This is a genomic window from Pseudarthrobacter sp. AG30 (genome assembly GCF_003116525.1).
Lineage (GTDB): Bacteria > Actinomycetota > Actinomycetes > Actinomycetales > Micrococcaceae > Arthrobacter.
On sequence record NZ_QEHL01000009.1, the window covers coordinates 157,816 to 180,441 of the forward strand.

Annotated in this window: 21 protein-coding genes; 11 read left to right on the plus strand and 10 right to left on the minus strand. The window is 67.6% G+C overall.

The window, feature by feature from the left end:
• Window positions 1-229: 229 nt before the first annotated feature.
• The gene (locus DC347_RS09720) at window positions 230-625 is read left to right on the plus strand and encodes a VOC family protein (protein ID WP_240617742.1); all 396 of its coding nucleotides are present in this window, start codon (window positions 230-232) and stop codon (window positions 623-625) included.
• Between the two features lie 85 nt (window positions 626-710).
• On the opposite strand, the gene DC347_RS09725 is transcribed toward DC347_RS09720, so the two are convergent.
• The 5 genes from DC347_RS09725 to DC347_RS09745 form a co-directional block, all read right to left on the minus strand.
• Window positions 711-1,016, minus strand: a complete 306-nt coding sequence (locus DC347_RS09725; RefSeq protein ID WP_018761733.1) for a hypothetical protein — start codon at window positions 1,014-1,016, stop codon at window positions 711-713.
• A gap of 14 nt (window positions 1,017-1,030) precedes the next feature.
• Window positions 1,031-2,155, minus strand: coding sequence for a S1C family serine protease (locus tag DC347_RS09730; protein ID WP_109045226.1), 1,125 nt, complete (start codon window positions 2,153-2,155; stop codon window positions 1,031-1,033).
• A gap of 103 nt (window positions 2,156-2,258) precedes the next feature.
• A complete protein-coding gene (locus tag DC347_RS09735; RefSeq protein WP_018761731.1) occupies window positions 2,259-2,912 on the minus strand; it encodes a TetR/AcrR family transcriptional regulator in 654 nt (217 codons plus the stop codon).
• 61 nt (window positions 2,913-2,973) lie between these two features.
• A complete protein-coding gene (gene paaK / locus DC347_RS09740) occupies window positions 2,974-4,326 on the minus strand; it encodes a phenylacetate--CoA ligase PaaK (RefSeq protein WP_109045227.1) in 1,353 nt (450 codons plus the stop codon).
• A gap of 7 nt (window positions 4,327-4,333) precedes the next feature.
• Window positions 4,334-4,801 carry a hotdog fold thioesterase gene (locus tag DC347_RS09745; protein ID WP_018761729.1) on the minus strand — a complete coding sequence of 156 codons (468 nt, stop codon included), beginning with the start codon at window positions 4,799-4,801 and terminating at the stop codon, window positions 4,334-4,336.
• A gap of 156 nt (window positions 4,802-4,957) precedes the next feature.
• Here DC347_RS09745 and pta point away from each other — a divergent pair, with 156 nt between their 5' ends.
• A complete protein-coding gene (gene pta, locus DC347_RS09750) occupies window positions 4,958-7,078 on the plus strand; it encodes a phosphate acetyltransferase (RefSeq protein ID WP_018761728.1) in 2,121 nt (706 codons plus the stop codon).
• Window positions 7,079-7,153: 75 nt separating this feature from the next.
• On the opposite strand, the gene DC347_RS09755 is transcribed toward pta, so the two are convergent.
• Window positions 7,154-8,485 (minus strand): MFS transporter, encoded by a 1,332-nt coding sequence (locus DC347_RS09755; RefSeq protein WP_109045228.1) that lies wholly within the window; start codon window positions 8,483-8,485, stop codon window positions 7,154-7,156.
• Between the two features lie 240 nt (window positions 8,486-8,725).
• Between DC347_RS09755 and DC347_RS09760 the strand changes: the two genes are divergently transcribed.
• From DC347_RS09760 to DC347_RS09775, 4 genes are all read left to right on the plus strand, one after another.
• On the plus strand, window positions 8,726-9,451 hold the full coding sequence (locus tag DC347_RS09760; RefSeq protein WP_255414775.1) for a GntR family transcriptional regulator: 726 nt from the start codon (window positions 8,726-8,728) through the stop codon (window positions 9,449-9,451).
• 167 nt (window positions 9,452-9,618) lie between these two features.
• The gene (locus tag DC347_RS09765) at window positions 9,619-10,965 is read left to right on the plus strand and encodes an enolase C-terminal domain-like protein (RefSeq protein ID WP_109045230.1); all 1,347 of its coding nucleotides are present in this window, start codon (window positions 9,619-9,621) and stop codon (window positions 10,963-10,965) included.
• Complete coding sequence (locus DC347_RS09770) at window positions 10,962-12,506, plus strand: aldehyde dehydrogenase (NADP(+)) (RefSeq protein ID WP_109045231.1); 1,545 nt, start codon at window positions 10,962-10,964, stop codon at window positions 12,504-12,506. Before DC347_RS09765 ends, DC347_RS09770 begins: the two co-directional genes overlap by 4 nt.
• Window positions 12,503-13,699 (plus strand): fumarylacetoacetate hydrolase family protein, encoded by a 1,197-nt coding sequence (locus DC347_RS09775; protein ID WP_109045232.1) that lies wholly within the window; start codon window positions 12,503-12,505, stop codon window positions 13,697-13,699. The genes DC347_RS09770 and DC347_RS09775 overlap by 4 nt, the downstream gene beginning before the upstream one ends.
• Window positions 13,700-13,767: 68 nt before the next feature.
• Here the strand turns inward: DC347_RS09775 and DC347_RS09780 are convergent, their stop codons facing one another.
• Window positions 13,768-14,055: a hypothetical protein gene (locus tag DC347_RS09780; protein WP_018761722.1), complete on the minus strand. Its 288-nt coding sequence runs from the start codon at window positions 14,053-14,055 to the stop codon at window positions 13,768-13,770.
• Window positions 14,056-14,157: 102 nt separating this feature from the next.
• Between DC347_RS09780 and DC347_RS09785 the strand changes: the two genes are divergently transcribed.
• Genes DC347_RS09785 through DC347_RS09795 form a run of 3 tightly spaced genes read left to right on the plus strand, consistent with a single transcriptional unit; the run spans window position 14,158 to window position 16,308 of the window.
• Entirely contained in the window at window positions 14,158-14,514 is a 357-nt protein-coding gene (locus DC347_RS09785) for a VOC family protein (protein WP_018761721.1), read from the plus strand.
• Between the two features lie 55 nt (window positions 14,515-14,569).
• Window positions 14,570-15,730, plus strand: a complete 1,161-nt coding sequence (locus tag DC347_RS09790) for an acetate kinase (RefSeq protein WP_109045234.1) — start codon at window positions 14,570-14,572, stop codon at window positions 15,728-15,730.
• Between the two features lie 5 nt (window positions 15,731-15,735).
• The gene (locus DC347_RS09795; RefSeq protein ID WP_109045235.1) at window positions 15,736-16,308 is read left to right on the plus strand and encodes a GNAT family N-acetyltransferase; all 573 of its coding nucleotides are present in this window, start codon (window positions 15,736-15,738) and stop codon (window positions 16,306-16,308) included.
• On the opposite strand, the gene DC347_RS09800 is transcribed toward DC347_RS09795, so the two are convergent.
• The 3 genes from DC347_RS09800 to DC347_RS09810 form a co-directional block, all read right to left on the minus strand.
• The gene (locus DC347_RS09800; protein WP_109045236.1) at window positions 16,292-17,488 is read right to left on the minus strand and encodes an NAD(P)/FAD-dependent oxidoreductase; all 1,197 of its coding nucleotides are present in this window, start codon (window positions 17,486-17,488) and stop codon (window positions 16,292-16,294) included. The two genes, DC347_RS09795 and DC347_RS09800, sit on opposite strands and share 17 nt — an antisense overlap.
• Before the next feature lie 4 nt (window positions 17,489-17,492).
• Window positions 17,493-17,699, minus strand: a complete 207-nt coding sequence (locus DC347_RS09805) for a DUF2945 domain-containing protein (RefSeq protein ID WP_026264575.1) — start codon at window positions 17,697-17,699, stop codon at window positions 17,493-17,495.
• Window positions 17,700-17,806: 107 nt separating this feature from the next.
• Window positions 17,807-20,026 carry a S9 family peptidase gene (locus DC347_RS09810; RefSeq protein WP_109045237.1) on the minus strand — a complete coding sequence of 740 codons (2,220 nt, stop codon included), beginning with the start codon at window positions 20,024-20,026 and terminating at the stop codon, window positions 17,807-17,809.
• A gap of 149 nt (window positions 20,027-20,175) precedes the next feature.
• On the opposite strand from DC347_RS09810, the gene DC347_RS09815 reads away from it, so the two are divergent.
• Window positions 20,176-20,742, plus strand: coding sequence for a hypothetical protein (locus DC347_RS09815; protein WP_018761715.1), 567 nt, complete (start codon window positions 20,176-20,178; stop codon window positions 20,740-20,742).
• A 13-nt stretch (window positions 20,743-20,755) separates the two neighbouring features.
• A complete protein-coding gene (locus DC347_RS09820; protein WP_109045382.1) occupies window positions 20,756-22,363 on the plus strand; it encodes an FAD-dependent monooxygenase in 1,608 nt (535 codons plus the stop codon).
• The last annotated feature ends 263 nt before the right edge of the window (window positions 22,364-22,626 follow it).

Genomic DNA, 22,626 nt, shown 5'->3' on the forward strand with positions numbered 1-22,626 from the left:
TCACTTCTGGCGGCTTCCACCGGAACGCCCGCTCACTTCTTTCGGGAAAGTGAGCGGGCGTTTGGGGTTTGGGTGTCGAAGGTGAGCGGGCGTTTGGGGTTTGGGCGTCGAAAGTGAGCGGGCGTTTGGGGTTTGGGTGTCGAAAGTGAGCGGGCGTATTGGGGAGGGGCTTTTCCGGCAGCCCGGGCGTAAGATTCTGCCCGTAGGAGGTGGCCACATGAACCTTAGAATGAGCACAGCCACAACCATCCTGCCAGTCGACGACGCAGCCCGCGCCCGCAGCTTCTACACCGAAAAGCTCGGACTCCCGCACCGCGGAATGACAGACGATGGAAGCGAATTACTCGGCACCGACGGCGGCCCCATGCTGCAGCTGATGCCCGTCTCCGATGGCAAGCACTCCGAGCACACAGCGCTGAGCTTCGAGGTAGCCGACATTGAGGGGACCGTCCGTGACATGGAGGCCAGGGGCGTGATGTTCCAGGACTATGACCTTCCCACCCTGAGGACGGAAAACCACATCTGCACCACGGAATCCGAAAAATGCGCGTGGTTCACGGACACCGAGCACAACATCCTCTGCGTCCACCAGAACCTCGTGGCGAATCCGGAATACCAGGTCTAGGCGCCAAGGGACAAAACCGCAGCAAGGGTGCCCCGGTTTCATCGGGGCGCCCCTGCTGCGGTTTATGGAACGTTTGACCTTGGTGTCAGCTTTCGGCGCCGCCGTGCAGGCCGTCGTCGCTGCTGTCATCCTCGCGCCCGGTACCGTGGCCTTCTTCGCTGCGGTCCGAGAGGTCCATGTTGCCCCTGGCCTCGTCCATGGTGGGGCCTCCCGGCGGGACGCTGTAGGTGTCCGGACGGATGCCGTGGGACTGTTCCTCGATCAGGGCCTGTTCCTCACTGAAGCGGATTGCGTTGGCCTCGTCACCTGAATCACCGGCGATGTCTTCGCGGAGCTTCGAGGGATCCGGAACGATGTACCCTGCCTCGGGTTCTTCCTTTGGGTGGCTCATCTGCTTTTCCTTTCCTATCGGGTGGTATTGGTGGCGGGCCTGTCGGTGAGGTCCACCTTGATGTCCAGGCTTTGGTCTCCGCGCTTGACCTTGAAGCCTACGGTGTCGCCGGGGTTGCGCTTGCGCAGTTCCGCCAGGAGCTTCTCAGGCGTGTTGAGTTCCACGCCCTCGATGGACTGCAGGACGTCGCCGGGCCGGATTCCTGCCCGTCCCGCGGGTCCGTCCGTGTCGGCTGCGAGCACCACCACCCCGGATCCGCCCTGGATGCCCAGCTGGTCCGCAATTTGTGCCGTAAGCTCGCCCGGAGTCAGGCCGAGGTAGGCATGCTTCGCAGTGCCGCTGGCCAGCAGTTCCTCCGCCACGTCCACTGCGGTAGCGGCGGGAATGGCAAAGCCCAGCGAAACGGCGCCCGCGGACGGCGGAATGTAGGCCTCACTGATGCCGATCACCTCGCCGCGCATATTGATCACGGCGCCGCCGGAGTTGCCCGGACTGATCGGTGCGTCCGTCTGGATCAGGTCCACCAGGGAGAGGCTGTTGGAGGCGGAGCCTGGGATGGAGCGGTGAAGCCCGGAAATGATGCCGGCGGTGGCCGTGTTCTCAAACCCGAGGGGTGAGCCAAGGACCAGGGCGCCCTCGCCCACTTTGGGCAGGTTGGTCTGGTAGGTCGGTTTCGGCAGGCCGGTGCGTTTGGCCTGCACCAGTGCCAGGTCGGTGACGGCGTCGCTTGCCTTTACGGTCCCTTCGACGCGTTGCCCGTCGGCGAAGCCCACTTCCACTGTGGTGGCACCACGGATGACGTGCTCGTTGGTGAGGATCAGCCCGTCCGCTGAGTACACCACGCCGCTGCCAAGACCGCTCTGCGTGAAAATGGTGACGACGGACGGTGACAGGTTCTCGACGAGTTGGGGCAGGTTGCCCGCCGCGGTGCCGGCGTCGCCGCCCGGTGCCTGCGTCCCGGAAGCCGGGGCGGAACTGCCCGCGGACGACGACGGTGCCGGGCTTGGGGAGGAACTGCTGGGGACCGGAGGACTTGGCGTTCCGGTGCAGCCGCCCAGTGCAAGGCCGGCCGTGAGCACTCCGGCGGCAGCTGCTGCCTGGAGGCGGCGGGAACGCTGCCGATCACTGGCCTGGCTCATCAGGACCTCCCTGCGGGTGGTGGCTTCCTACCACCGTAGCGGGGGAGCCGGGAAAATACCAAGCACGCTTATTATCAGCGGTGATGCGTGCTGGACCAGGCTCCTATCCCTTGCTGTGCAGGCCGTCGAACGCAACGGTGATGACGTCGTCGGCGAGCTTCTCCGGCGACAGCGAACCGCCCGGCTTGTACCACTCCACGATGGAGTTGATCATGCCGAACAGCAGGCGCGAGACGGTCCGGGGATCAATGTCTGCGCGCAGCGATCCTTCGTCGCGGGCAGCCGAAATCAAGCCGGCCACCTTGTGATCGAAGGTCCGGCGCCGTTCCAGGGCGTCCCGTTCGATCTCGGTGTTGCCGCGCAGGCGCAGCAGCAGGGTGACGAACGGCAGGCGCTCCACGAGCACGGCCACCGTTTGCCGCAGCACGAACTCGAGCCGGGCATCGGCCGCCCCGGAAGTGGCCTCCGGCTGCTCCAGGATGGCTTCAAGCCCGCCCAGGGCGTGGTCCAGCGCGAGCTTGAGCAGGTCGCCCTTGGACGGCACGTGGTGGTAGATGGCGGACTTGGAAATGCCCAGGTTCTCGGCCAGGATGCCCATCGAGGTTGCGTCATAGCCGTGCCGGTTGAAGACGTCGACGGCGATGCGCAGCACAGACTGCTGGTCATAGCCGGGGCGGCCCCGCTTGGTGCCGTTGGCGGCTGTTCCGTGGGCGGCTGGGGTATCGGCGGTGCTGGCAGTTCTGCTGGCGCTGGGCATAGTGGCTAGTTTCTCACGAACGGTCGGTAGGTCCGGGGACGGCGCAGCGCCACCGGAACCATTAAGCCTTCGGGCGGAGGTCGTAGATGCGGCGCAGCTTTCCGTTGGACCGCTCCAACGAGCCCGGTTCCACTACGTCCACGGTGCACGAGGACCCCACGTGGATCTTTATCTGCTCCTTCAAGGTGCGGGCCGCCGTCGTGCTCTGTTCAACGGTGACGGTGTCCCGGCGTTCGATCCGGACGGTCAGCTGGTCCATCCGCTGGCCCTCGGGCCGGGTGAGCTCGAGCTGGAAGTGCGGGCTGAGTTCGGGGATGCGGAGGGCGATTTCCTCGATTTGGGAGGGGAAGAGGTTCACGCCGCGCAGGATGATCATGTCATCGCTCCGACCGGTGATGCGTCCCATCCGGCGGTGTGCGGGGCGGGCAGTTCCCGGGAGCAGGCGGGTGAGGTCCTTGGTGCGGTACCGGATGATCGGCAGCGCTTCCTTGGTGAGCGAGGTGAAGACCAGTTCGCCGTGTTCGCCGTCGCGCAGGACGTTCTCCTTGCCGGCCACCGGGTTGAAGGCATCGATGATCTCGGGGCGGAAGTGGTCCTCCCAGATGTGGCTGCCGTCCTGGGTTTCCACCGCCTCGCCGGCGACGCCCGGACCCATGACCTCGGACAGGCCGTAGATGTCGCAGGCCTTGATGTCCATCATCACTTCGAGCTCGTGCCGCATCTCCTGGGTCCACGGCTCGGCGCCCAGGACTGCAAACTTCAGCGAGGTGGAGGCGGGGTCGATGCCCATGTGCGCCATCGCGTCGGCGATGGTCAGCAGGTAGGTGGGGGTGGCCAGGATGGCGTCCGGCTTGAAGTCCTGGATCAGCTGGATCTGGCGTTCGGTCTGGCCGCCGGACATGGGGATGACGGTGCAGCCCAGGGCTTCGGCGCCCGCGTGGGCGCCCAGTCCGCCGGTGAACAGGCCGTAGCCGTAGGCGTTGTGGACTTTCATGCCGGGGCGGATGCCGGAGGCACGGAAGCTGCGGGCCACCAGCTTGGCCCAATCGGCCAGGTCTCGCTTGGTGTAGCCGACGACGGTGGGCCGGCCGGTGGTGCCCGAGCTGGCGTGAATCCGGGCTACTTCGCTTTGCGGCACGGCGAACATACCGAAGGGGTACTCGGCGCGGAGGTCGTCCTTGGTGGTGAAGGGAAAGTTGCCCAGGTCTTCAAGTTCGCGCAGGTCGCTGGGGTGGATGCCGGCGTCGTCGAACTTGCGCTTGTACAGCGGGACCCGGTCGTAGGCGTAGGCCACCGTGTGCTGCAGGCGGCTGAGCTGGAGGGCTTCGAGTTCGTCGCGGGAGATGGTCTCTTCGCGGTCCAGGCCTGGGTCGATGCCGGCAGCGGCGGGGGTTTCGGGGGCATGCAGGGTCATGGTTTTCCTACTTCTTGGGGATGGTGCGGCTGCGTCCACGGAACTCGGCGATGAGCTCACCCGGGGAGCTGGGGTGGGTTTCGGAGGCCGCGGCGGCGTCGGCGGCGAAGATCTGGATGTCGTACAGGCCGCTGCGCCCCGCGCTGGAGCGGCGGTCCGCGACGGCGGTGAGCACCTGGCCGCGGAATGCCGGCTTGAGGAAATTGATGTCGACGCCGGACGCGACCGTGATGGTGTTTTCCTCGCCCGGTGCAGGCTGGATGGGGTTGCACGCGAGGGCGAAGGCGGTGTCGCCGAAGGCGAAGATCATTCCGCCGTGGGCCATGCCGAAGCCGTTGAGCATTTCCTGCCGGAGGGTCATCCGGATGGTGGCGTGGCCGTCGCTGAGGGCGAGGACCTCGATGCCCATCCATTCGGAGGCGTAGTCGTTTTCCAGGATGGGGTGGGTGGCCCCGGAAAGTGTTGCTTCAGCCATGCGTCATTGCCTCCAGCTTTATTTACCGAATGTTCATTAGGTAATCCCATGAGGGGGGCCGGTGTCAAGGGTGGGCCGCGCGCACGTGTGCCCCCGGGGCGCGTGTAGTGCAAGGATGGGAGGACCGGCACGAGCAAGCACAGCAAAGGGCGGACCATGGCCAAAGGCATCTACGTCAGCGCAACCACCCCAGGGTCGGGCAAGTCCTTGGTGGCCTTGGGCCTGGCGGACACCCTGCACCGGCACGCGGACAGGATCGGCTTCTTCAAGCCCGTGGTCCACGGCCCCTCCGCCGCGGACGACCCCATGGTGGCGTTGATGAAGGCCCGGTTTGCCCTGGACGATGACCTGTGCCGCGGCGGCCTGACCTATGCGGAGGTCCGCGAACTCCTCGCGGCAGGCAACCGAGCGGAGATCGATGCCCTGTGCGTGGAGATCTACGCCGACATTGCCCGGCACTGCGATGTGGTGATCGTGGAGGGGACGGACCTGGTGGGCCAGGACTCCGCCGTCGAATTCGACCTGAATGCCCGGCTGGCCAACAACCTCGCCACGCCCGTGGTGGCCGTGGTGGGCGCGAAGGGGCGGACGGTTGCCGAAACTGCCGCCGCCGTGGAAGTTGCCCGCAAGGAACTTGCCGCCGAACGCTGCTCGCTGCTGGCCATCATGGTCAACAGGGCGGACGCCGCTGACCTGGATGCCATTGCGGCGGCCTTGAAGCCGGGCGCGTCCGGCCGGCCCGTGTATATCCTGCCCGAACTCGAAGAGATCGCCCGGCCCACAACGGGCGAGGTGGCGACGGCCCTGCGTGTCCGGCAGATCGCGGGAACGCCGGATATGGAACGCGACGTCAAGGACATCAAGGTTGCCGCCATGAACGTGGGCAACTTCCTGAACGTCCTGGACGAGGGGGCCCTGGTGATCGTGCCTGGTGACCGGGCGGACGTAATGGTGGCCTGCCTGGCATCCTCCTTCTCGCCGGAGTTCCCCGTGGCGTCCGCGCTGATCCTCACGGGCGGCCTGGCGCCGGATGCCAACATCTATCCGCTCCTGGCGCAAGCGCCGTTTCCAGTGTTCGCAGCGGACGAGGACACCTACCAGACGGCGCGCCGGGTCTCCGAGGTCCGCAGCGAGATCTGGTCCGGGCACCGCCGCAAGGTAGCGTCGGCGCTGGGCCTTTGGTCCCGCCGGGTGGACGAAGCCGAACTGGTGGAGCGGCTGCACCTTCCGCGGGCCGAACGCATGACCCCGTTGCGGTTCCTGCACGACCTGATCGAACGCGCCCGCGCCCAGCGCCGCCATGTGGTCCTGCCCGAGGGCACCGATGTCCGGATCCTCCGCGCAGCCGAGATCCTGCACCGGCGGGACGTCTGCGACCTCACCCTCCTGGGGCCCGAATCGGACGTCCGCGAGCTGGCCGCAGCCAACGGCATCGACCTGTCAGGAATCACCGTCATCGATCCCGCCACCTCGGAGCTGCGGCAGAAGTTTGCGGAGAAGTATGCCGAGCTGAGGGCCCACAAGGGCGTGGACCTGGCCAAGGCCCTGGAGATCATGCAGGACGTCAGCTACTTCGGCACCATGATGGTCCAGCTGGGAGTGGTGGACGGCATGGTGTCCGGCGCCGCGCACACCACCGCGCACACCATCCGGCCTGCGCTGGAGTTCGTGAAGACCCGCGAGGGCGTGAAGATCGTGTCCTCGGTGTTCCTGATGCTGATGCCGGACCGGGTGCTGGTGTACGGGGACTGCGCCGTGAACCCGGATCCGAACGTCGAACAGCTTGCGGACATTGCCCTGGCCTCGGCCGAGACCGCCGCCCAGTTCGGGGTGGAGCCGCGGGTGGCCATGCTCTCGTACTCGACCGGCGGCTCGGGGTCCGGGGAGGCGGTGGACGAGGTGCGGCAGGCCACCGAACTGGTGCGTGCCCGCCGGCCCGACCTCGCCGTGGAGGGGCCCATCCAGTACGACGCCGCCGTCGACGCCTCCATTGCCGCGTCCAAGATGCCCGGTTCCTCCGTGGCCGGCCAGGCGACAGTGTTCATCTTCCCGGACCTGAACACCGGCAACAACACGTACAAGGCGGTGCAGCAAAGCTCCGGCGCCGTCGCCGTGGGGCCGGTCCTGCAGGGGCTGCGGAAACCGGTGAACGACCTCTCCCGCGGCTGCACGGTGGAGGACATCGTGAACACGGTGGCCATTACTGCCATCCAGGCGCAGGCCCGCGATGCCGGGCCGGAGCGGGCGCAGGTCCCTGCAGAGGCACCGGTGTCCTAGGGCGCCACGCACAAAGGACGACGACGGCACTTTCGCAGGTGCCGTCGTCGTCCATTTGCTTGGGGCGGGGAAATCCTAGGCGGCTGCCTTGACCTGCAGCGGCTGGATCTTGCCGATGACGAAAAGGTAGTTGGCGGCCCCGATGAGGGAAATTGCGCCGATCACGGCCAGCGGTGCCACGAAGGATCCGGTCTGGTCCACCAAGACGCCGATCAGGATGGGCGTGAAGATGCCTGCCAGGTTGGAGGCGAAATTCTGCAGCCCGCCGATGGAACCGACGTGGCGTGAACTCGGTGCGACATCAGCCGGCAGCGACCAGATGCCGGTGGCGGCCACCGTGAGGCTGGAGTAGGCGATGGACAGCAGGGCCAGGGCCATCCAGGCCTCCGGGACCAATGCGGCAAACATGATGACGGAGCCGCCGGCCAGGCCACCGGCGATGGCCGTCTTGCGGACCTTGCTGACGGGAGATCCTGCCCGCACGGCACGGTCCGCCAGGTAGCCGCCCAGCCAGCCGAACAGGACGGCGCAGATGCCGGGGATGGCGCCGAAGAAGCCGAGCTTGAGGAGGTCGAAGCCGCGTTCTTTAACCAGGTAGCTGGGGAAGAACGTGATGAAGAAATAGATGGCACTGTTCAGGCAGAAGAAGCCGAACATCATGCTGAGGATGGTGCGGTACTTGAAGAGCGAACGCCAGGGGAGCTTGGCCGCGTTTTCGTCGTCGCTGGCCGCTCCGCGGGCACCGCCCTCCTGGATGTAGCTGACTTCGGCGGCATTGGCGCCGGCATGCTCCTCCGGGCTGCGGTAGTACTTCCACCACACGGCGGCCCAGATGATTCCAAGGACGCCGATGATGATGAACACCGCGTGCCAGGACGTGAAGGCGACGATCAGGGTGACGATCGGCAGCGCGATCACGGCTCCCACCCGCGAACCGGAGTCCCAGATGCTGGTGGCGAAGGCGCGTTCGCGGACCGGGAACCAGGTGGCCACCACCTTGGCTGCAGTGCTGGGCGCCGGGCTCTCACCCACGCCGAGGAGGAAACGGGCGGCGAAGAGGGACCAGAAGCTGGACGCTGCGGCGGTGACCATGGTGAAGACTGACCACCACACGGCGGCCAGCGAGAACGAGCGGCGCGGGCCCACCTTGTCTACGTACCAGCCGGCGGCGAGCTGGAAGAAGTCATAAGCCCAGAAGAACGCTGCAAAGATCAGGCCCTGCTGGGTGGCACTGAGTTCAAAATCCTTGCCCATGAACGGGAGGGCGACGCTGAGGCTGGAGCGGTCAAGGTAGTTGATGCTCAAGCCAATGAAGGCAAGCCAGATGATCACCCAGCGTTTGCGGGACATGAGGCGGGGTTGCCGGGATGAAGTGGTGATGGAGGTTTTACTTCCGAGCGTAGTCATGCGGTCTCCTTCGACATATACATGGCTTCGGGTGCGGTGCGCACGGCGGGAGGGGGAGGCGCGGAAGGCATCTGCGCCAAAATCATATAGGAATCGGGTTAATCATATAGAAAGTGTGACCCGGATCAAGTCCCCGCCGAAAAAATGCTTCGATGAAGGCTGCGGCGCCCCGTGGCTTATGATTCCCCCAAGCGGCTTCCCGCCGTTCAGTACCAGCAATCCAGTGCAAGAGGTAACCGCGTGCCCCCACGTCAATCGTCCGAAACTTCCCGCGGCAAGGCAGCCGTGCCCGATGTGTATTCGGCGATGCGTGCCTCCATCCTGGAAGGGGAGATTGCTCCCGGCACCCGGATCAACATCGATGCCGTAGCCCGCGGCCTGGGCGTGTCCCAGACGCCGGTCCGTGAGGTGCTGCAGCGGCTTGAAGGCGACAACCTGGTGGTCTACAACCCCGGCCGCGGCTACAGCACCACCCCGTTGCTTGACCTGCCGGAGCTGCGCTCGCTGTTTGAATTCCGGCTCCTTGTGGAACCGTGGGCGGCCCGGGCCGCGGCCGTGGACCGCCTTGCCAATCCGGCCGGCTCGCTGGAAAGGGAGCTGAGCAGTTTTCGTGCCATCATGAAGCGGACCGGCGACCTGCGGCAGGACCTGGTGGCCCATGACACCCGCTTCCACGACACCATCCTTGCCGCCTCCGGGAACCCTGTGGTCCGGCATGCCTTTGCGCAGACCCACTGCCACCTGCACACCTTCCGGCTGTACCCGGCGGACGTGGACGGCGCCATTACCGTGGCTGAGCATACGGCCGTGCGGGAAGCCATCGAGGCCTGCGATCCGGAGCGGGCTGAGGCGGCCATGACCACCCACATCCGCAACTCTTTTGACCGCTTCGCCCAGGCCTTCGAGGGTGAGCTGCCGCCGCTGGAGGACGGCGGCCCGCCGCGCAGGCGCATCATCACATCCTAGGAATCCGGCGAACAGTCCCGGTCCGCAAGGGCCGGGCTTTTTGGGTTCCCGGGCCGGGCCTGCCGCTGATGGGGGTTGACCTGAATCGCACTTCCTATATGATTTTAGAAATTCATATAGGAATCGAATCTTTCCCTCCGCCAGTTCCGCTCCGAAAGTTGAGATCCATGCCTTCCATCACGTCCATCAACACCCAGGACGTCCGCTTTCCGACGTCCCTTGAGCTTGACGGTTCAGACGCGGTCAACGTAGACCCCGATTACTCCGCCGCCTACGTGGTCATCCGCACCGACGCGGGCGACGAGGGCCACGGCTTCATCTTCAGCTGCGGCCGCGGCAATGACATCCTGACGTCCGCTATTGACGCCTATGCCCGCCTGCTGGTGGGCCGCGACATCGATGAGCTCATCGGCGACCTCGGCGCGGCCTCCAGGCTGCTGGTCCATGACTCCCAGCTGCGCTGGCTCGGACCCGAGAAGGGCGTCACCCAGATGGCCTGCGGCGCCCTGGTCAGCGCCCTGTGGGACATCCGTGCCCGCCGGGAAAACAAGCCGCTCTGGCTCCTTCTCGCCGAAATGACACCCGAAGAACTGGTCAGCGTGGTGGACTTCACCCACATCCGCGACGCCCTCAGCCCCGAAGAAGCCCTCGAGATCCTCCGCGCCGGCCAGGAAGGCAGGGACCAGCGCATCGCCGAACTCAAGGCCGGCGGCTTCCCCGCCTACACCACCTCCCCGGGCTGGCTGGGATACAGCGACGAGAAGCTGGTCCGGCTGAGCAAGGAGGCCGCAGCCGACGGCTTCTCCATGATCAAGCTCAAAGTGGGCGGGGACATCGACGACGACCGCCGGCGGATGGCCCTGGCCCGCGACGCCGTGGGCGGGTTGCCCATCGCCATTGACGCCAACCAGCGGTGGGAGGTGTCCGAGGCGGTTGAATGGGTCAACCAGCTCGCGGAATTCAACCCGTACTGGATCGAGGAACCCACCAGCACGGACGACATCCTGGGCCACGCAGAAATCCGCAGGGGTGTGGCGCCGGTCCGGGTGGCCACCGGTGAAGCCGTGGCAAGCCGCATCGTGTTCAAGCAGCTGCTCCAGGCCCGTGCCATCGACGTGCTTCAGCTCGACTCCACCCGGGTGGCCGGCGTCAACGAGAACATCGCCATCTTGCTGCTGGCCGCCAAATTCGGGGTACCCGTCTGTCCGCACGCCGGCGGCGTGGGCTTGTGCGAACTGGTCCAGCACTTCTCCTTCTTCGACTACGCAGTGGTGGGCCGGAGCCAGGAAAACCGCATGATCGAATTCGTGGACCACCTGCACGAGCACTTCGCCGAACCCGTCCGGATCATCAACGGCCGCTACGCCGCGCCCGAACTCCCGGGCACGGGCGCCGAGATGTTCAGCGCCTCCCGCTCCCGCTGGGAATTCCCCAACGGTGCCGGGTGGCAGGAAGTGGGCAACCGCGCCGCCGTGACCGGCGCAGCCCCGGCCCCTGCCGGAGCCGGCCGGTGACCGCCGGAGCAAGTGCCGCCGTCGGCCTCGCCCCGGACCGTAGCGCCGGGCCCACCACGCCTGGTGCCCTGGACGCGGCAGTGGAAGCCGCAGCAGCTGCCTTTGACCAGGGCCGCCGCGTGGATCCGGCTACCCGTGCCGGCTGGCTCGAAGCGATTGCCGCCGGCCTGGAGCAGGACGCCGGCGGACTGGTGGAAACGGCCGTCCGGGAAACCCACCTTGGTACCGCCCGGCTGGAGGGGGAACTGAAGCGGACCGTCTTCCAGCTGCGGCTGTTCGCGGCGGAAATCCGCCAGGGCGAGCACTTTGACGCCACCATCGACCACGAGGACCCGGCCTGGGGCATGGGTCCGCGGCCGGACCTCCGGCGGTACAACGTGCCCCTCGGCGTCGTGGGCGTCTTCGGCGCATCCAACTTCCCTTTCGCGTTCAGCGTGATGGGAGGGGACAGTGCCTCGGCCCTGGCCGCCGGTTGCTCCGTGGTGCACAAGGCACACGACGCACACCGCGAACTCGCCGCCCGCACCGCCCGCGTAGTGGCCGAAGCCCTGGATACCGCCGGGGCGCCGTCGGGCCTGTTCTCCCTGGTGACCGGCCGGCAGGCGGGCGAAGGGCTGGTGGACCACCCCCTGGTCAAGGCCATCGGCTTCACCGGCTCCACCGCGGGCGGCCGTGCCCTGCTCGACAGGATTGCCGCCCGTCCCGAGCCCATCCCGTTCTTCGGCGAACTGGGTGGCATCAACGCCGTCTTCGTGGCACCCAACGCATGGGCGGCCCGGCGCGCGGAGATCCTCACGGGGTACGCCGGTTCCTTCACCCTGGGCATGGGACAGTTCTGCACCAAGCCGGGGCTGCTGTTCGTCCCCGCGGGGGATGCAGCGGGGATCCGCGCCCAGCTGGGGGAGGCCCTGGCCGGTTTCGCTCCGTCCCGGCTCCTGAGCGACCGCCTGCACGCCGGTTACGCGGACGCCGTGGCCACCCTCCGGGACAGTGCCGGCGTGGATGTCCTGGTGCCAGGCGACTTTGCGGAGGAACCGGCCCCCACGGTCCTGCACACCACTGCGGAGGAAGTCCGGAAGGACCCGCACCTGCTCCGGCAGGAGATGTTCGGCCCCGCCAGCCTGGTGGTGGAGTACCGGGACCAGGCCGAACTGCCCGGGCTGGCGGACCTGCTGCAAGGGCAGCTGACCACCACCCTCCAGGCCCAGGAGGACGACGACGTGTTCGAACTCGCTGCCCGGCTTGCAGACATCAGCGGGCGCGTCCTGTGGAACGGGTGGCCCACGGGCGTCACGGTCAGCTACGCCCAGCACCACGGCGGCCCGTACCCGGCCACCACCTCAAACACCACGTCCGTGGGCACGGCCGCCATCCGCCGCTTCCTCCGCCCGGTGGCTTACCAGTCGTTCCCTGCGTCCCGGCTGCCCGAACCCCTGCAGGACAGCAACCCCTGGCGGGTCCCGCAAAGGGTCGACGGCGTATGGCAGCATCCGGCCGGACGCACCTGCGTCGGCGGAGCCGGGAAGGAGGGGCAGCAGTGAGCCCGCTGTCCGGGGCAGCACGTTCCGTCCTTCCCGAGGACGCCGACGCGGCGCTGCTCATCGGCCGGGTCTGGGATGGGGAAACGGCGGGTCCGCGCGTGGTGGCCGTCAGCGGGAACACCGTCTTCGACCTGAACCGTCTGGCCCCCACCGTTGCCGCGCTGATGGAACTGCCGGACCCTGCCGCTGCCGTCCGCTCTGCCCTGCTGGATCCCGGCCTCGCCGAACCGCGCTGGGCGACCGCCGACGTCGTCAACGCCTCCCTGCAGGGTGACCACACCCGCACCCGGCTGCTGGCGCCCATCGACCTCCAGGTCATCAAGGCCTGCGGCGTGACGTTCGTGGACAGCATGATCGAGCGCGTCATCGAGGAGCGCTGCGCGGGCGACGCCGGGCGGGCTGCGGAGGTGCGGGAGTTGGTGGGCCGTGCGCTGGGCGGAAGCCTGGCAGACCTCCGGCCCGGCTCGGCGGAAGCCGCTGAAGCCAAGCGGGTCCTGGTCGCCGAAGGGCTGTGGTCGCAGTACCTGGAGGTGGGGATCGGTCCGGACCCCGAGGTCTTCACCAAGGCGCCCGTCCTGTCATCGGTCGGCCTCGGCGATGGAATCGGCATCCCGGCCTTCTCGTCCTGGAACAACCCGGAACCGGAGCTGGTGCTCATTGCCACCGCCGGCGGGCGGGTGGTGGGTGCCACGCTGGGCAACGACGTCAATCTGCGGGATGTGGAAGGCAGGAGCGCCCTGCTGCTGGGCAAGGCCAAGGACAACAACGCATCCAGCGCGCTGGGGCCGTTCATCAGGTTGTTCGACGGGACCTTCACGCTGGAGACGCTGCGCGATGAGGAGATCCTGCTGCGCGTGGACGGTCCGGACGGGTACCTGCTGGAGGGCCGGAACAGCGTTGCCCGCATCAGCAGGCCCTTCGAGGAACTCGTGGCCGCCACCCACGGCAAGCACCACCAGTATCCGGACGGCTTCGCGCTGTTCACGGGGACCCTTTTTGCGCCCACCCAGGACCGGGACGAGCCGGGACAGGGCTTCACCCACAAGCACGGCGATGTGGTCACCATCCGCAGCCGCCACCTGGGCGCCCTGGTCAACACAGTCGGTCCATGCGAGGAACTGCCGGAATGGACCTTCGGCCTCCGCCGGCTCTTCGAGTACCTGGCGGGGCAGGGACAGGGCGCCCGCGCCTAGTCTTTACGGATAAAGGACGACGACGGCACTTTCGCAAGTGCCGTCGTCGTCCTTTGGAATGGGGGAGCCTAGCTGTTGTCCGGCTTGGCTATGCTCTCCGGATCTTCCTCCTTGGCAGGCTCGTCGGAGAGGCCCTGCGGGGTCAGGTCAAGGTCCTCCGGGTGCTCCGGTGCCTGCGGGGCCTCGCCGGTTTCGGCGGCCTTGAGGTTGCCCGTATCGTCCAGGGCGGGGTTGGCCCCCTCCACCACGGTGGGGTCTTTCTTCCCGGAGCCGGAGCCCGCATTGAGCGGGGCGGTGCTGCTGGATCCCGTGTTGGTGGGGTCGTTTTCGTCGATCGAAGTGGGCTCGCTCGTCATGGAAATGTCCTCTCGCCGTGGTCCAGCCTTGTCCGCCGACCATAGGCACACCCGGGGTGCATGCGCAAGGAAAGAGTGCACTCATCGGTTACCATCACTGGCATGCCCGGTACAGCCATCACCACCGCCTTCATCCCCGTCCGCGACCCTCAGGTGGCGGCCCACTGGTACAGCCGCATGCTGGGACTCACCGTCGCGGACGCGAACCGATTCTCGGCGCTCCTTGCCGGCAGCGGAACCGCATCCGTAACGCTGATGGGCCCGGACAGCGGCATCCAGGTTTCTCCGGGGCTGTCGTGGGCGACGTGCAACTTCACAGTCGATGACCTGGACGCCAAGCGCGCGGAGCTGGCGGAGCAGGGCGTCCCGGTGGGGTCCATTACGGGCTCGCCGGATGTCTGCCTCTTCTTCACGGCCCAGGACCCGGACGGGAACACGCTGCTGCTGACTGACCGTTAGCGGCGCCACCTATAGTGGGGTTTGAACTGCTGACGCCAGGCTGAGGAGGCCCCGCATGCTCGTGCTCGTCATCAACTCCGGCTCGTCGTCGCTGAAGTACCAGGTCCGCGACGTCGCCGCCGGGACGGTCCTGACCGAGGGGCTGATCGAGAAGATCGGGATGGGCAACGGTGGCGGAGGGGACGGCGAGATCGAGGGCCCGCGGGACCACGCGGAGGCCCTGGAGCTGGTGGATGCCGCCATCCACCAGGAACTGGGTGGCCTGGAACTGGGCGCGGTGGGCCACCGGGTGGTGCACGGCGGCGAGCGGTTTGCCGAACCCGTGCTGATCGATAACGAGATCACCCGTGCCATCGAACGCCTCAACCCGCTGGCGCCGCTGCACAACCCCGCCAACGTCCTGGGCATCCGTGCCATCACCAGGAAATGGCCGGACATGCCGCAGGTGGCCGTGTTCGACACCGCCTTCCACCGGACCCTGCCCGAGCACGCCTGGCGCTACGCCGTGCCCGATGAGCTCTACACCAACCACGGGATCCGCCGGTACGGCTTCCACGGCACCTCGCACGAGTACGTTGCCCGCCGGTCGGCCGCTCTGCTGGACCTTCCCCCGGAGGAGTTCGACGGCGTCATCGCCCACCTGGGCAACGGCGCGTCGGTCACCGCCATCCGGGGCGGACAGTCCGTGGACACCTCCATGGGTTTCACCCCGCTCGAAGGCCTGGTGATGGGCACCCGCTCGGGCGACCTTGACCCCTCCATCCTGGTGTTCCTGGGCCGCGCCGGGTGGACTCCGGAGGACATCGACTCCATGCTGAACCGGGAATCGGGGCTGAAGGGCCTGGCCGGGAACAATGACATGCGCGCCGTGGTGGAGGCCGCCGAATCCGGGGATGCCAAAGCCGCCATGGCGCTGGCGGTGGCGTCCTACCGGCTGGCCAAGTACATCGGTGGGTACCATGTGGCGGTCGGCGGTGCCAAGGCGCTGGTCTTCACCGCGGGGATTGGCGAGAATTCCTCCCAGTTCCGGGCGCTCGTTGCGGACCGGCTGGGCGCCCTGGGCATCGAGCTCGAAGCCGGCCTGAACGCCAAACGGTCAAGGGAGCCGCGCGTGATATCCGCACCGTCCTCCGCGATCCCCGTCCTGGTGGTTCCCACGGATGAGGAACGCGCGATCGCCGAGGCGACGGCCGCCGTCGTCGGTTCAAACAGGTAACCGGCATGCCGGAGATCCTGCTGCCAATCCACACCGACCGGCTGGTCCTGCGCCGCTTCGAAGGCCGCGACCTGGACGCCTTCCACGCCTACCATTCACTCGCCGAGACTGCCCGTTTCCTGCCGGGACCGGCCAAAAGCTACACCAAATCCATGGAGTACGTGGGCAAGTACGCCAACTTCGTGTACGAGAAGGAGGGCGACTGGCTGTCGCTGGCCATCGAGGCCAAAGATGAGCCGGGCCTCCTGGGCGAAGTGGTACTGAAGTGGCTCCCGGGCCGCGGGCAGGCGGAAATCGGCTGGTCCACGGCACCGCAGGCGCGCGGCAAGGGGTACGCCACCGAGGCCGCGGCGGCGGTCCTGGACCTCGGCTTCGGGGACCTCGGCCTGCGCCGGATCGAGGCCCGGCTGGATGAGCTCAACACCGCCTCCGCGGCGCTCTGCCAGCGGCTGGGGATGCGGCTGGAGGCGCGGCATGTGGACAAGTGGTTCTACAAAGGCCAGTGGGCCACCGAACTGGTCTACGCCGTCCTGGCCGACGAATGGAGCCGGGAAAGTGAACCTACGCCCGGCCCTTGAGGATCAGGTTCCAATAGATCTTCGGGAAGAGGTCCCGGTCCACCACCCAGGACAGCCTGCTCTCATTCCAGGTGGGAACGTGCGGGATGCTGGGCTTGACCCGGTACTGGTCGTCGAATTCGGCGAACACCACGGTGTCCCGCGATACCGTGAACGGGCACACCGAGTACCCGTCATACTTTGCGCGCAGCGGCTTTCCCTTGCGGGCGGCCACCAGGTTTTTCGCCAGGACCGTGGCCTGCTTTCGCAAGGCGCCGCCGGACTTTGAGTTGCTGGTCCCCGCGGCGTCGCCCAAAGACCACACGTTGTCATGCCGCAGGTGCCGCAGCGTCTGGCGGTCCACCTCCACAAAGCCGCCGGAGCCACCGGCGGCCGGCAGGTCCGTGGCCTTCAGCCAGTCCGGGGCGGACTGGGGCGGGACGGCGTTGAGGACGTCGTACGTAAGCTCCTCGGTGATGTTTGCGGCGTGGTCGCGGATGGTTGCCCTGCGCTCGCCGGGGTTGACCGCAACCAGTTCGCTGTTGGTCCGCAACTCGATCCCGTACTCGGCGATCTTCCGGTCCAGCTCCCGGTCCACCTCCGGTACCCCGAAGACGGTGGGGTACGGCTGGACCATCACCACCCGGATCTTGTCCAGGACGCCTTGCTCCCGCCAATAGTCGCAGGCAAGGTACATCGGCTTCTGGCTGGCTCCGGCGCACTTGACGGGCCCGGCGGGCATGGTGAACACGGCGGTGCCGGAGGCCAGGCCGCTGAGCAGGGTCCAGGCCTTGGGGGCAAGGTCGAACTCGTAATGGGAGGCGCCGTGTGGCGAGTGCACGGCGTCGGCAAGGCCCGGAACGGCGTCCCAGTCATACTGCAGGCCCGGGCACACCACCAGTTGCCCGTAGCCAACGGAGGCTCCGGACGCCAGGGTGACCGTGTTCGCGTTAGCGTCCACGTCCACCGCGGCATCCCGGATCCAGGTGACGCCCGCCGGTGTCACCGACTCCTGGGTCCGGACGGCTTCCCGGGCCTGCGCCCGGCCGCCTGCGATGTGCGAGAACAGCGGCTGGTAGAGGTGGTGGTCCTTGGGTTCGACCACCGCCACATCCTGGACGCCGTAGCGCTGCAACCTGGCCGCCAGCGAGATGCCGGCGTTGCCGCCACCGATAATGACAACCTCGTGGCGGGCAGCCACGGGCCTACTTCTTTTCGGTCAGGGCGGATGCCTTGTGCGCCGCGCGGGCGCCGGTCTTGGCCGATTCCACCACATACTGCGGCTCATCCTCGCTGGCGCGGTGCGTGTTGCCGTCGAGTTCGAAATCGCTGGTTTTCTTTTCCACGATCTTGCCGTGGGTCTTGCCCTGTGAAGTGTTCCACTCCACGTGCGTTCCCTTGCTTAATGACATGCCTGCCCCTTTTGGTAGCCCGGACCTTTGCCCGGATCGGAAAACAAGTGCCCCACAATGGTAAGCATGATGAGCATTTCCGGGAACAGGGCGGTGGCTGGCAGGCGCTACTGCTTCAGCCCGGCGCCTGGAAGCAGCCCGGTGGCGCCCAGGGCGTCGGCGATGAAGGCGTAGTCCCACGCACGCTCACGCCACTGCACATAGCGTCCGGAGGCCCCGCCGTGGCCGCCGTCCATCTCGACCTTCATGACGATGGGCTCGGACCCGGTGGTCTTGTTCCGCAGCTCCTGCACCCATTTGGCGGGCTCGACATACAGGACCCTGGTGTCGTTGAAGGACGTCACGGCCGCGATCTTGGGGTAAGCCACCGCCCGCACATTCTCGTACGGCGAATAGGACTTCATGTACGCGTAGGCCTCGGGGTCCGTGATGGGGTTGCCCCATTCCTCCCACTCCAGGGCGGACAACGGCAGGTCCGGGTCCAGGATGCTGGTGAGCGGATCCACGAACGGCACCTGCGCCACGATCGCCGCGTACTTCTCCGGCGCCATGTTGGCCACGGCGCCCATCAGCAGGCCGCCCGCGGAACCGCCCAGGGCCGCGATCCGCGCCGGGTCCACCCAGCCGGAGTTCGCCAGCCAGTCCGTGGCGTCGATGAAATCGGTGAAGGTGTTCTTCTTGGTGAGCTTCTTGCCGTCCTCATACCAGTGCCGGCCCAATTCGCCGCCGCCACGGATGTGGGCGATCACGAACACCACGCCACGGTCCAGCAGGGACAGCCGGGCGATGCCGAATCCGGGGTCCATGCTCATCTCGTAGGAGCCGTACCCGTAGACCAGGCCCGCTGCCGTCGCATCCTGCTTGACGCCCTTGTGCCGCAGGACGGAGAGCGGGATGCGCGTGCCGTCGCCGGCGGTGGCCCATTCGCGGGTGGCGATGTAGTCGCTTCCGTCGTAGCCGCCCAGTACCGGGCTTTCCTTGCGCAGCAGCAGGTCGCCGGCGGGCAGTTCGGGGGTGGGGAGGACGAAGTCGTAGATCCGCGACGGCGTGAAGTAGGACGTGTAGCCGAGCCGGATCACCGGGGCGTCGTAGTCCGAGCCGCCCACCCCGGCGGTGTACAGCTCCTCATCGAAGGCAGGCTCCACCGGGGCCTGCTGCGCGGGCGTGCCCAGCCCGGCCAGCCCCATCACCTGGACCCGCTCGATGGTGTCCTTGCGGACGGAGACGATGAGGTGGGTGGAGGTGACGCCCGCGCCGTTGACGCGGACGTCGTCGGAATGCTCGACGACGGTCTGCCAGGTCTGTTCGGCCAGCGGCTTGTGCAGCTCAGCCGGGTCCGTCAGGGAGACCATCGAGTTGATGGCGCCGCGGTTGTGGGTGAGCAGGATCTTTTCTTCGCCGCCCAGCAGGAAGGGTTCTGCCTCGTAAAGGATGCGTTCGTCCCGCGAAATGACGGTGCTGACCGTTGCGGCGGGGTCGTCGAAACGGAGCAGCCGGGTTTCGCTGTACTCCGAGCAGCCAATGCCGAGCACCAGGTAGCGCCGGTCCGCGGAGAGCTCGAAGCCCAGCCACATGGCGGGATCGTCCTCCTGGTACACCACGGTGTCGTCGGCCACGGGCGTGCCCAGGACATGGGACTTGACCTGGAAGGGGCGCCAGGACTCGTCCACCACGGTGTAGAAGAGGCGGGTGCCGTCCGGGGAGAAGGAGACGCCATAGAAGATGTTCTCGATGACATCCGGCAGCAGCGTGCCGGTGCGAAGGTCCTTGATCCGGAGGGTGAAGCGCTCATCGCCGGAGTTGTCCACCGCGTAGGCGTAAAGGTGGCCATCGATGGTCACGGCGGTGCCGCCCACCGAGAAGAACGGCTTGCCCTCAGCTTCGACGTTGCCGTCCAGCAGGACTTCTTCGCACGGGATACCCATGCCGGCCTCGACGGCCGGCGGAGTCCAGTCGGCCACCTTGTCCCCGGTGTCCTGCGCCTTCACCCGGCAGTGGATGCCGTATTCCTTGCCCTCTGCCGAGCGGCTGAAATACCACCAGCCGTCCTTCCGGTGCGGGACGGAAAGGTCGGTTTCCTGGGTGCGGCCCTTGATCTCCTGGAATATGGCCTCGCGGAGCGGCTCCTGGCCGGCGGTGACCGCTTCCTGGTACTCGTTTTCGGCCCGCAGGTGCGCCACCACCTCCGGGGATTCCTTGTCCCGGAGCCACTCGTAGTTGTCCACGAAGGTCTCCCCGTGGTGGGTGCGTTCGGTGGGAATCTTCTTGGCAACCGGGGGTGCCGGGACGGAGGTGCCGGTGGAATCCTGCAGCGGGGTGGAGGTCATGGATTCAATATATAGACCCGTCCCTGCAAGTCCGCAGGCCGTTCGCTGACGGGGGAGCGGCGGACCGGACCGCACGGGACGAAAGACTCTGGGACGCCTGCGGCGGTTCCGGTCAGGCTGGAGGGAACACCGCAAGGAAAGGGGGCGCCATGTCCTTCGAATCCGGCCCGGCTCCCCGGGCCAAAGCCTGGTTGGCCGTGGCTAAATGCGTGGGGACGTCCGCCCTGATGCTTGCCCGCAGGCAAGTGCACCTGCCTGCGGGGAACGTGGGCCGGATGCTGCGGTTCGCGGACGGGAGCGCCGCGCGGGTCTACCGGGAGACCGCCGTCGGCCGCCCTCCCGCCGCGGAGCCCTGCGTACTCGTAGTCACCTTCACCCTGCGCCTGGTGCGCGGCCGGGCGCACAGGTTGTTCGAGACCGAGAGCCTCCTGAACACCCCGCTGTTCGTGGGGTTCCCGGGGTTCGTGTCCAAGCTGTGGTGCGCCCACGATACCTTCGGTGCCTACCGCGGGTTGTACGAGTGGGACGGTGCCGAGCAGGCGCGCCGTTACGCCGCCGCCCTCTGGCGGGTCCTTGAACTGGTCAGCGTCCCAGGATCCATCAGCTTCAAAATCCTCCCTGGCCTGCACCGGGACGAGGCCTTGGCCGACCCCGCCCGGATGCGCCTTGCCGCCCACCCCGAACATGCCTGGTGGCGGCTCCTCCCCGCAGCGTGAGGGCCCGGCAGCCATGGGACGCGGGCAAGGACCGACGCCGGACACCGACGTCCTCGTTGTCGGCGCTGGTCCCGCCGGGCTCACCACCGCGCTCCAGGCACAGGCCCATGGCGCCTCCGTCAGGGTGGTGGACCGCCGCCCGCACCTGACACGCCCGTCCCGGGCCTTGATGCTCCATGCCCGCGCCCTGGAAGGGCTGCGGCCGCTGGCAGTCACCGGAGAACTGCTCAGCCGCGCCGACACCACCCCGGAAGCGCGGCTCCACCTGGGCCGGCGTATCGTCGAAGCCCGGCTGGGCCACGCGGACCTCCCGGACACGGCCTTCCCGCACCTGACCCTGGTCCGGCAGGCCGACGTCGAGGCCGTGCTGTGGCAGGCACTCCAGGAGCGGGGCGTTCACGTGGACTGGGGCGTGGAGTTCCGCGGGCTCGGCCGCGGCGGCGTACAACCAGAAGGAGGCATGGTCCGGGCCCAGCTTTACCGCGACGGGGGCGGCCGGGAAGAGCATGATGCCCGGTTCCTGGCCGGTTGCGACGGGCAGGCCGGCACCGTCCGCAGCATCACGGGCGCCCGCTGGGAGGGCGGTCCCTACCGGGTGGAGGCTGTCCTGGCCGACCTGGAACTTGACGGGCCCCTGGACCCGGGGGTCCTGCACGTCGCCGTCGGCAGCGCCGGGCTGACCTTCCTTTTCGCCCTTGGGGAAGGAGCCACCTGGCGCATGCTGGCAACCCGGCCCGCGGACCCGCAACCCGCCGCATTGTTCGGCCAGTTGGGCCCGGCCGTCCCGCCAGGGGAAGTGGAACGCCTCGTCAGGGTCTCGGGGCTGGGCGCCGCGGTCCGGGACGTCCGGTGGTCGGCGCAGGTCGCGCTTCAACACCGTCTTGCCAGTTCGTTCGGCGTCGATCCCGTCTTCCTGGCAGGGGACGCCGCGCACGCACATTCTCCGGCCGGCGGTCAAGGCATGAACAACGGCATCCTCGACGCCCTCAATCTTGGCTGGAAGCTCGGCTTCGCCTCGACGGCCGGCGGGCTCCTCCCTGAGTTGCTCAGCTCCTACCACCAGGAGCGCCGGCTTGCTGCCCGGCAGGTCCTTGCCCTGACGCACGTCATCTTTTTTGGTGAGGCCTCGCCGCACCCTGCCGCCCGGCTGGCCCGGAGCATTCTTCCTGCGTTGGCGCCGGTCCTGCCGTTCCTGCTGCGCCGGCAGTGGCTCACGTCCAAGGGCATCAGGCTCCTGGCCCAGCCTTTCGTGCGGTACCGGAGCAGCGCTGTCTCCATTGACGGGACACCCCGGTCGGTCCGGTGGCCACGGCCCGGCGACCGGCTGCCGGACGCGCCGGCCTCGGTGGCGGGACGGGAAGTGCGCCTGCATGACCTGACGGCCCTACCGGGGGTCCATCTCTTGCTGGAGCGGGATGCCGGCACGGACGCCTTGGATGCCCTGGCGTTGCCGGCGCGTGCGGGACACAGCCCCCTGGTCCATGTCCACCGGCTCAGCAGCCATCCGGGCCGGGGCGTGGTGGCCGTGCGCCCGGACGGATATGTCGGCTTCAGCTGCGGCGAGGCGGACCCGGCGCAAGTGGGGGACTGGCTGCGGCTGGTGGGTGCCTTGCCGCCCTGACGGGTGGTTGCCGGGGCATGTCCGGCGTATCCTGATCAGTCCAAGGCACATCTGCCCAGCCTGAGAGGGGAAGTTCCATGACCATCCCGCCAGTGCACGAACCTGAGCCGTTTCCGCCCGAACCCGGACCGGAGCCGACCTCCCCGGATCCCACCCAGCCCCGCCCGCCCGGGCCGCCGTCGCCACATCCGTTCCCCGCACCGCCGTCGCCGGGACCGTTGCCCGTTCCCGATCCCGGGCCGGCGCCGCTCCGGCCGGACCCC

Excerpts from the sequence above, each read along its gene's own strand:
- DC347_RS09755 (WP_109045228.1), bottom strand. The coding sequence starts at position 8,485 with ATGACTACGCTCGGAAGTAAAACCTCCATCACCACTTCATCCCGGCAA.
- DC347_RS09785 (WP_018761721.1), top strand. The coding sequence starts at position 14,158 with ATGCCCGGTACAGCCATCACCACCGCCTTCATCCCCGTCCGCGACCCT.
- DC347_RS09735 (WP_018761731.1), bottom strand. The coding sequence starts at position 2,912 with ATGCCCAGCGCCAGCAGAACTGCCAGCACCGCCGATACCCCAGCCGCC.
- DC347_RS09790 (WP_109045234.1), top strand. The coding sequence starts at position 14,570 with ATGCTCGTGCTCGTCATCAACTCCGGCTCGTCGTCGCTGAAGTACCAG.
- DC347_RS09730 (WP_109045226.1), bottom strand. The coding sequence starts at position 2,155 with ATGAGCCAGGCCAGTGATCGGCAGCGTTCCCGCCGCCTCCAGGCAGCA.
- DC347_RS09765 (WP_109045230.1), top strand. The coding sequence starts at position 9,619 with ATGCCTTCCATCACGTCCATCAACACCCAGGACGTCCGCTTTCCGACG.
- pta (WP_018761728.1), top strand. The coding sequence starts at position 4,958 with ATGGCCAAAGGCATCTACGTCAGCGCAACCACCCCAGGGTCGGGCAAG.
- DC347_RS09795 (WP_109045235.1), top strand. The coding sequence starts at position 15,736 with ATGCCGGAGATCCTGCTGCCAATCCACACCGACCGGCTGGTCCTGCGC.
- DC347_RS09820 (WP_109045382.1), top strand. The coding sequence starts at position 20,756 with ATGGGACGCGGGCAAGGACCGACGCCGGACACCGACGTCCTCGTTGTC.
- DC347_RS09725 (WP_018761733.1), bottom strand. The coding sequence starts at position 1,016 with ATGAGCCACCCAAAGGAAGAACCCGAGGCAGGGTACATCGTTCCGGAT.
- DC347_RS09810 (WP_109045237.1), bottom strand. The coding sequence starts at position 20,026 with ATGACCTCCACCCCGCTGCAGGATTCCACCGGCACCTCCGTCCCGGCA.
- DC347_RS09805 (WP_026264575.1), bottom strand. The coding sequence starts at position 17,699 with ATGTCATTAAGCAAGGGAACGCACGTGGAGTGGAACACTTCACAGGGC.
- DC347_RS09745 (WP_018761729.1), bottom strand. The coding sequence starts at position 4,801 with ATGGCTGAAGCAACACTTTCCGGGGCCACCCACCCCATCCTGGAAAAC.
- paaK (WP_109045227.1), bottom strand. The coding sequence starts at position 4,326 with ATGACCCTGCATGCCCCCGAAACCCCCGCCGCTGCCGGCATCGACCCA.
- DC347_RS09780 (WP_018761722.1), bottom strand. The coding sequence starts at position 14,055 with ATGACGAGCGAGCCCACTTCGATCGACGAAAACGACCCCACCAACACG.
- DC347_RS09815 (WP_018761715.1), top strand. The coding sequence starts at position 20,176 with ATGTCCTTCGAATCCGGCCCGGCTCCCCGGGCCAAAGCCTGGTTGGCC.
- DC347_RS09720 (WP_240617742.1), top strand. The coding sequence starts at position 230 with ATGAGCACAGCCACAACCATCCTGCCAGTCGACGACGCAGCCCGCGCC.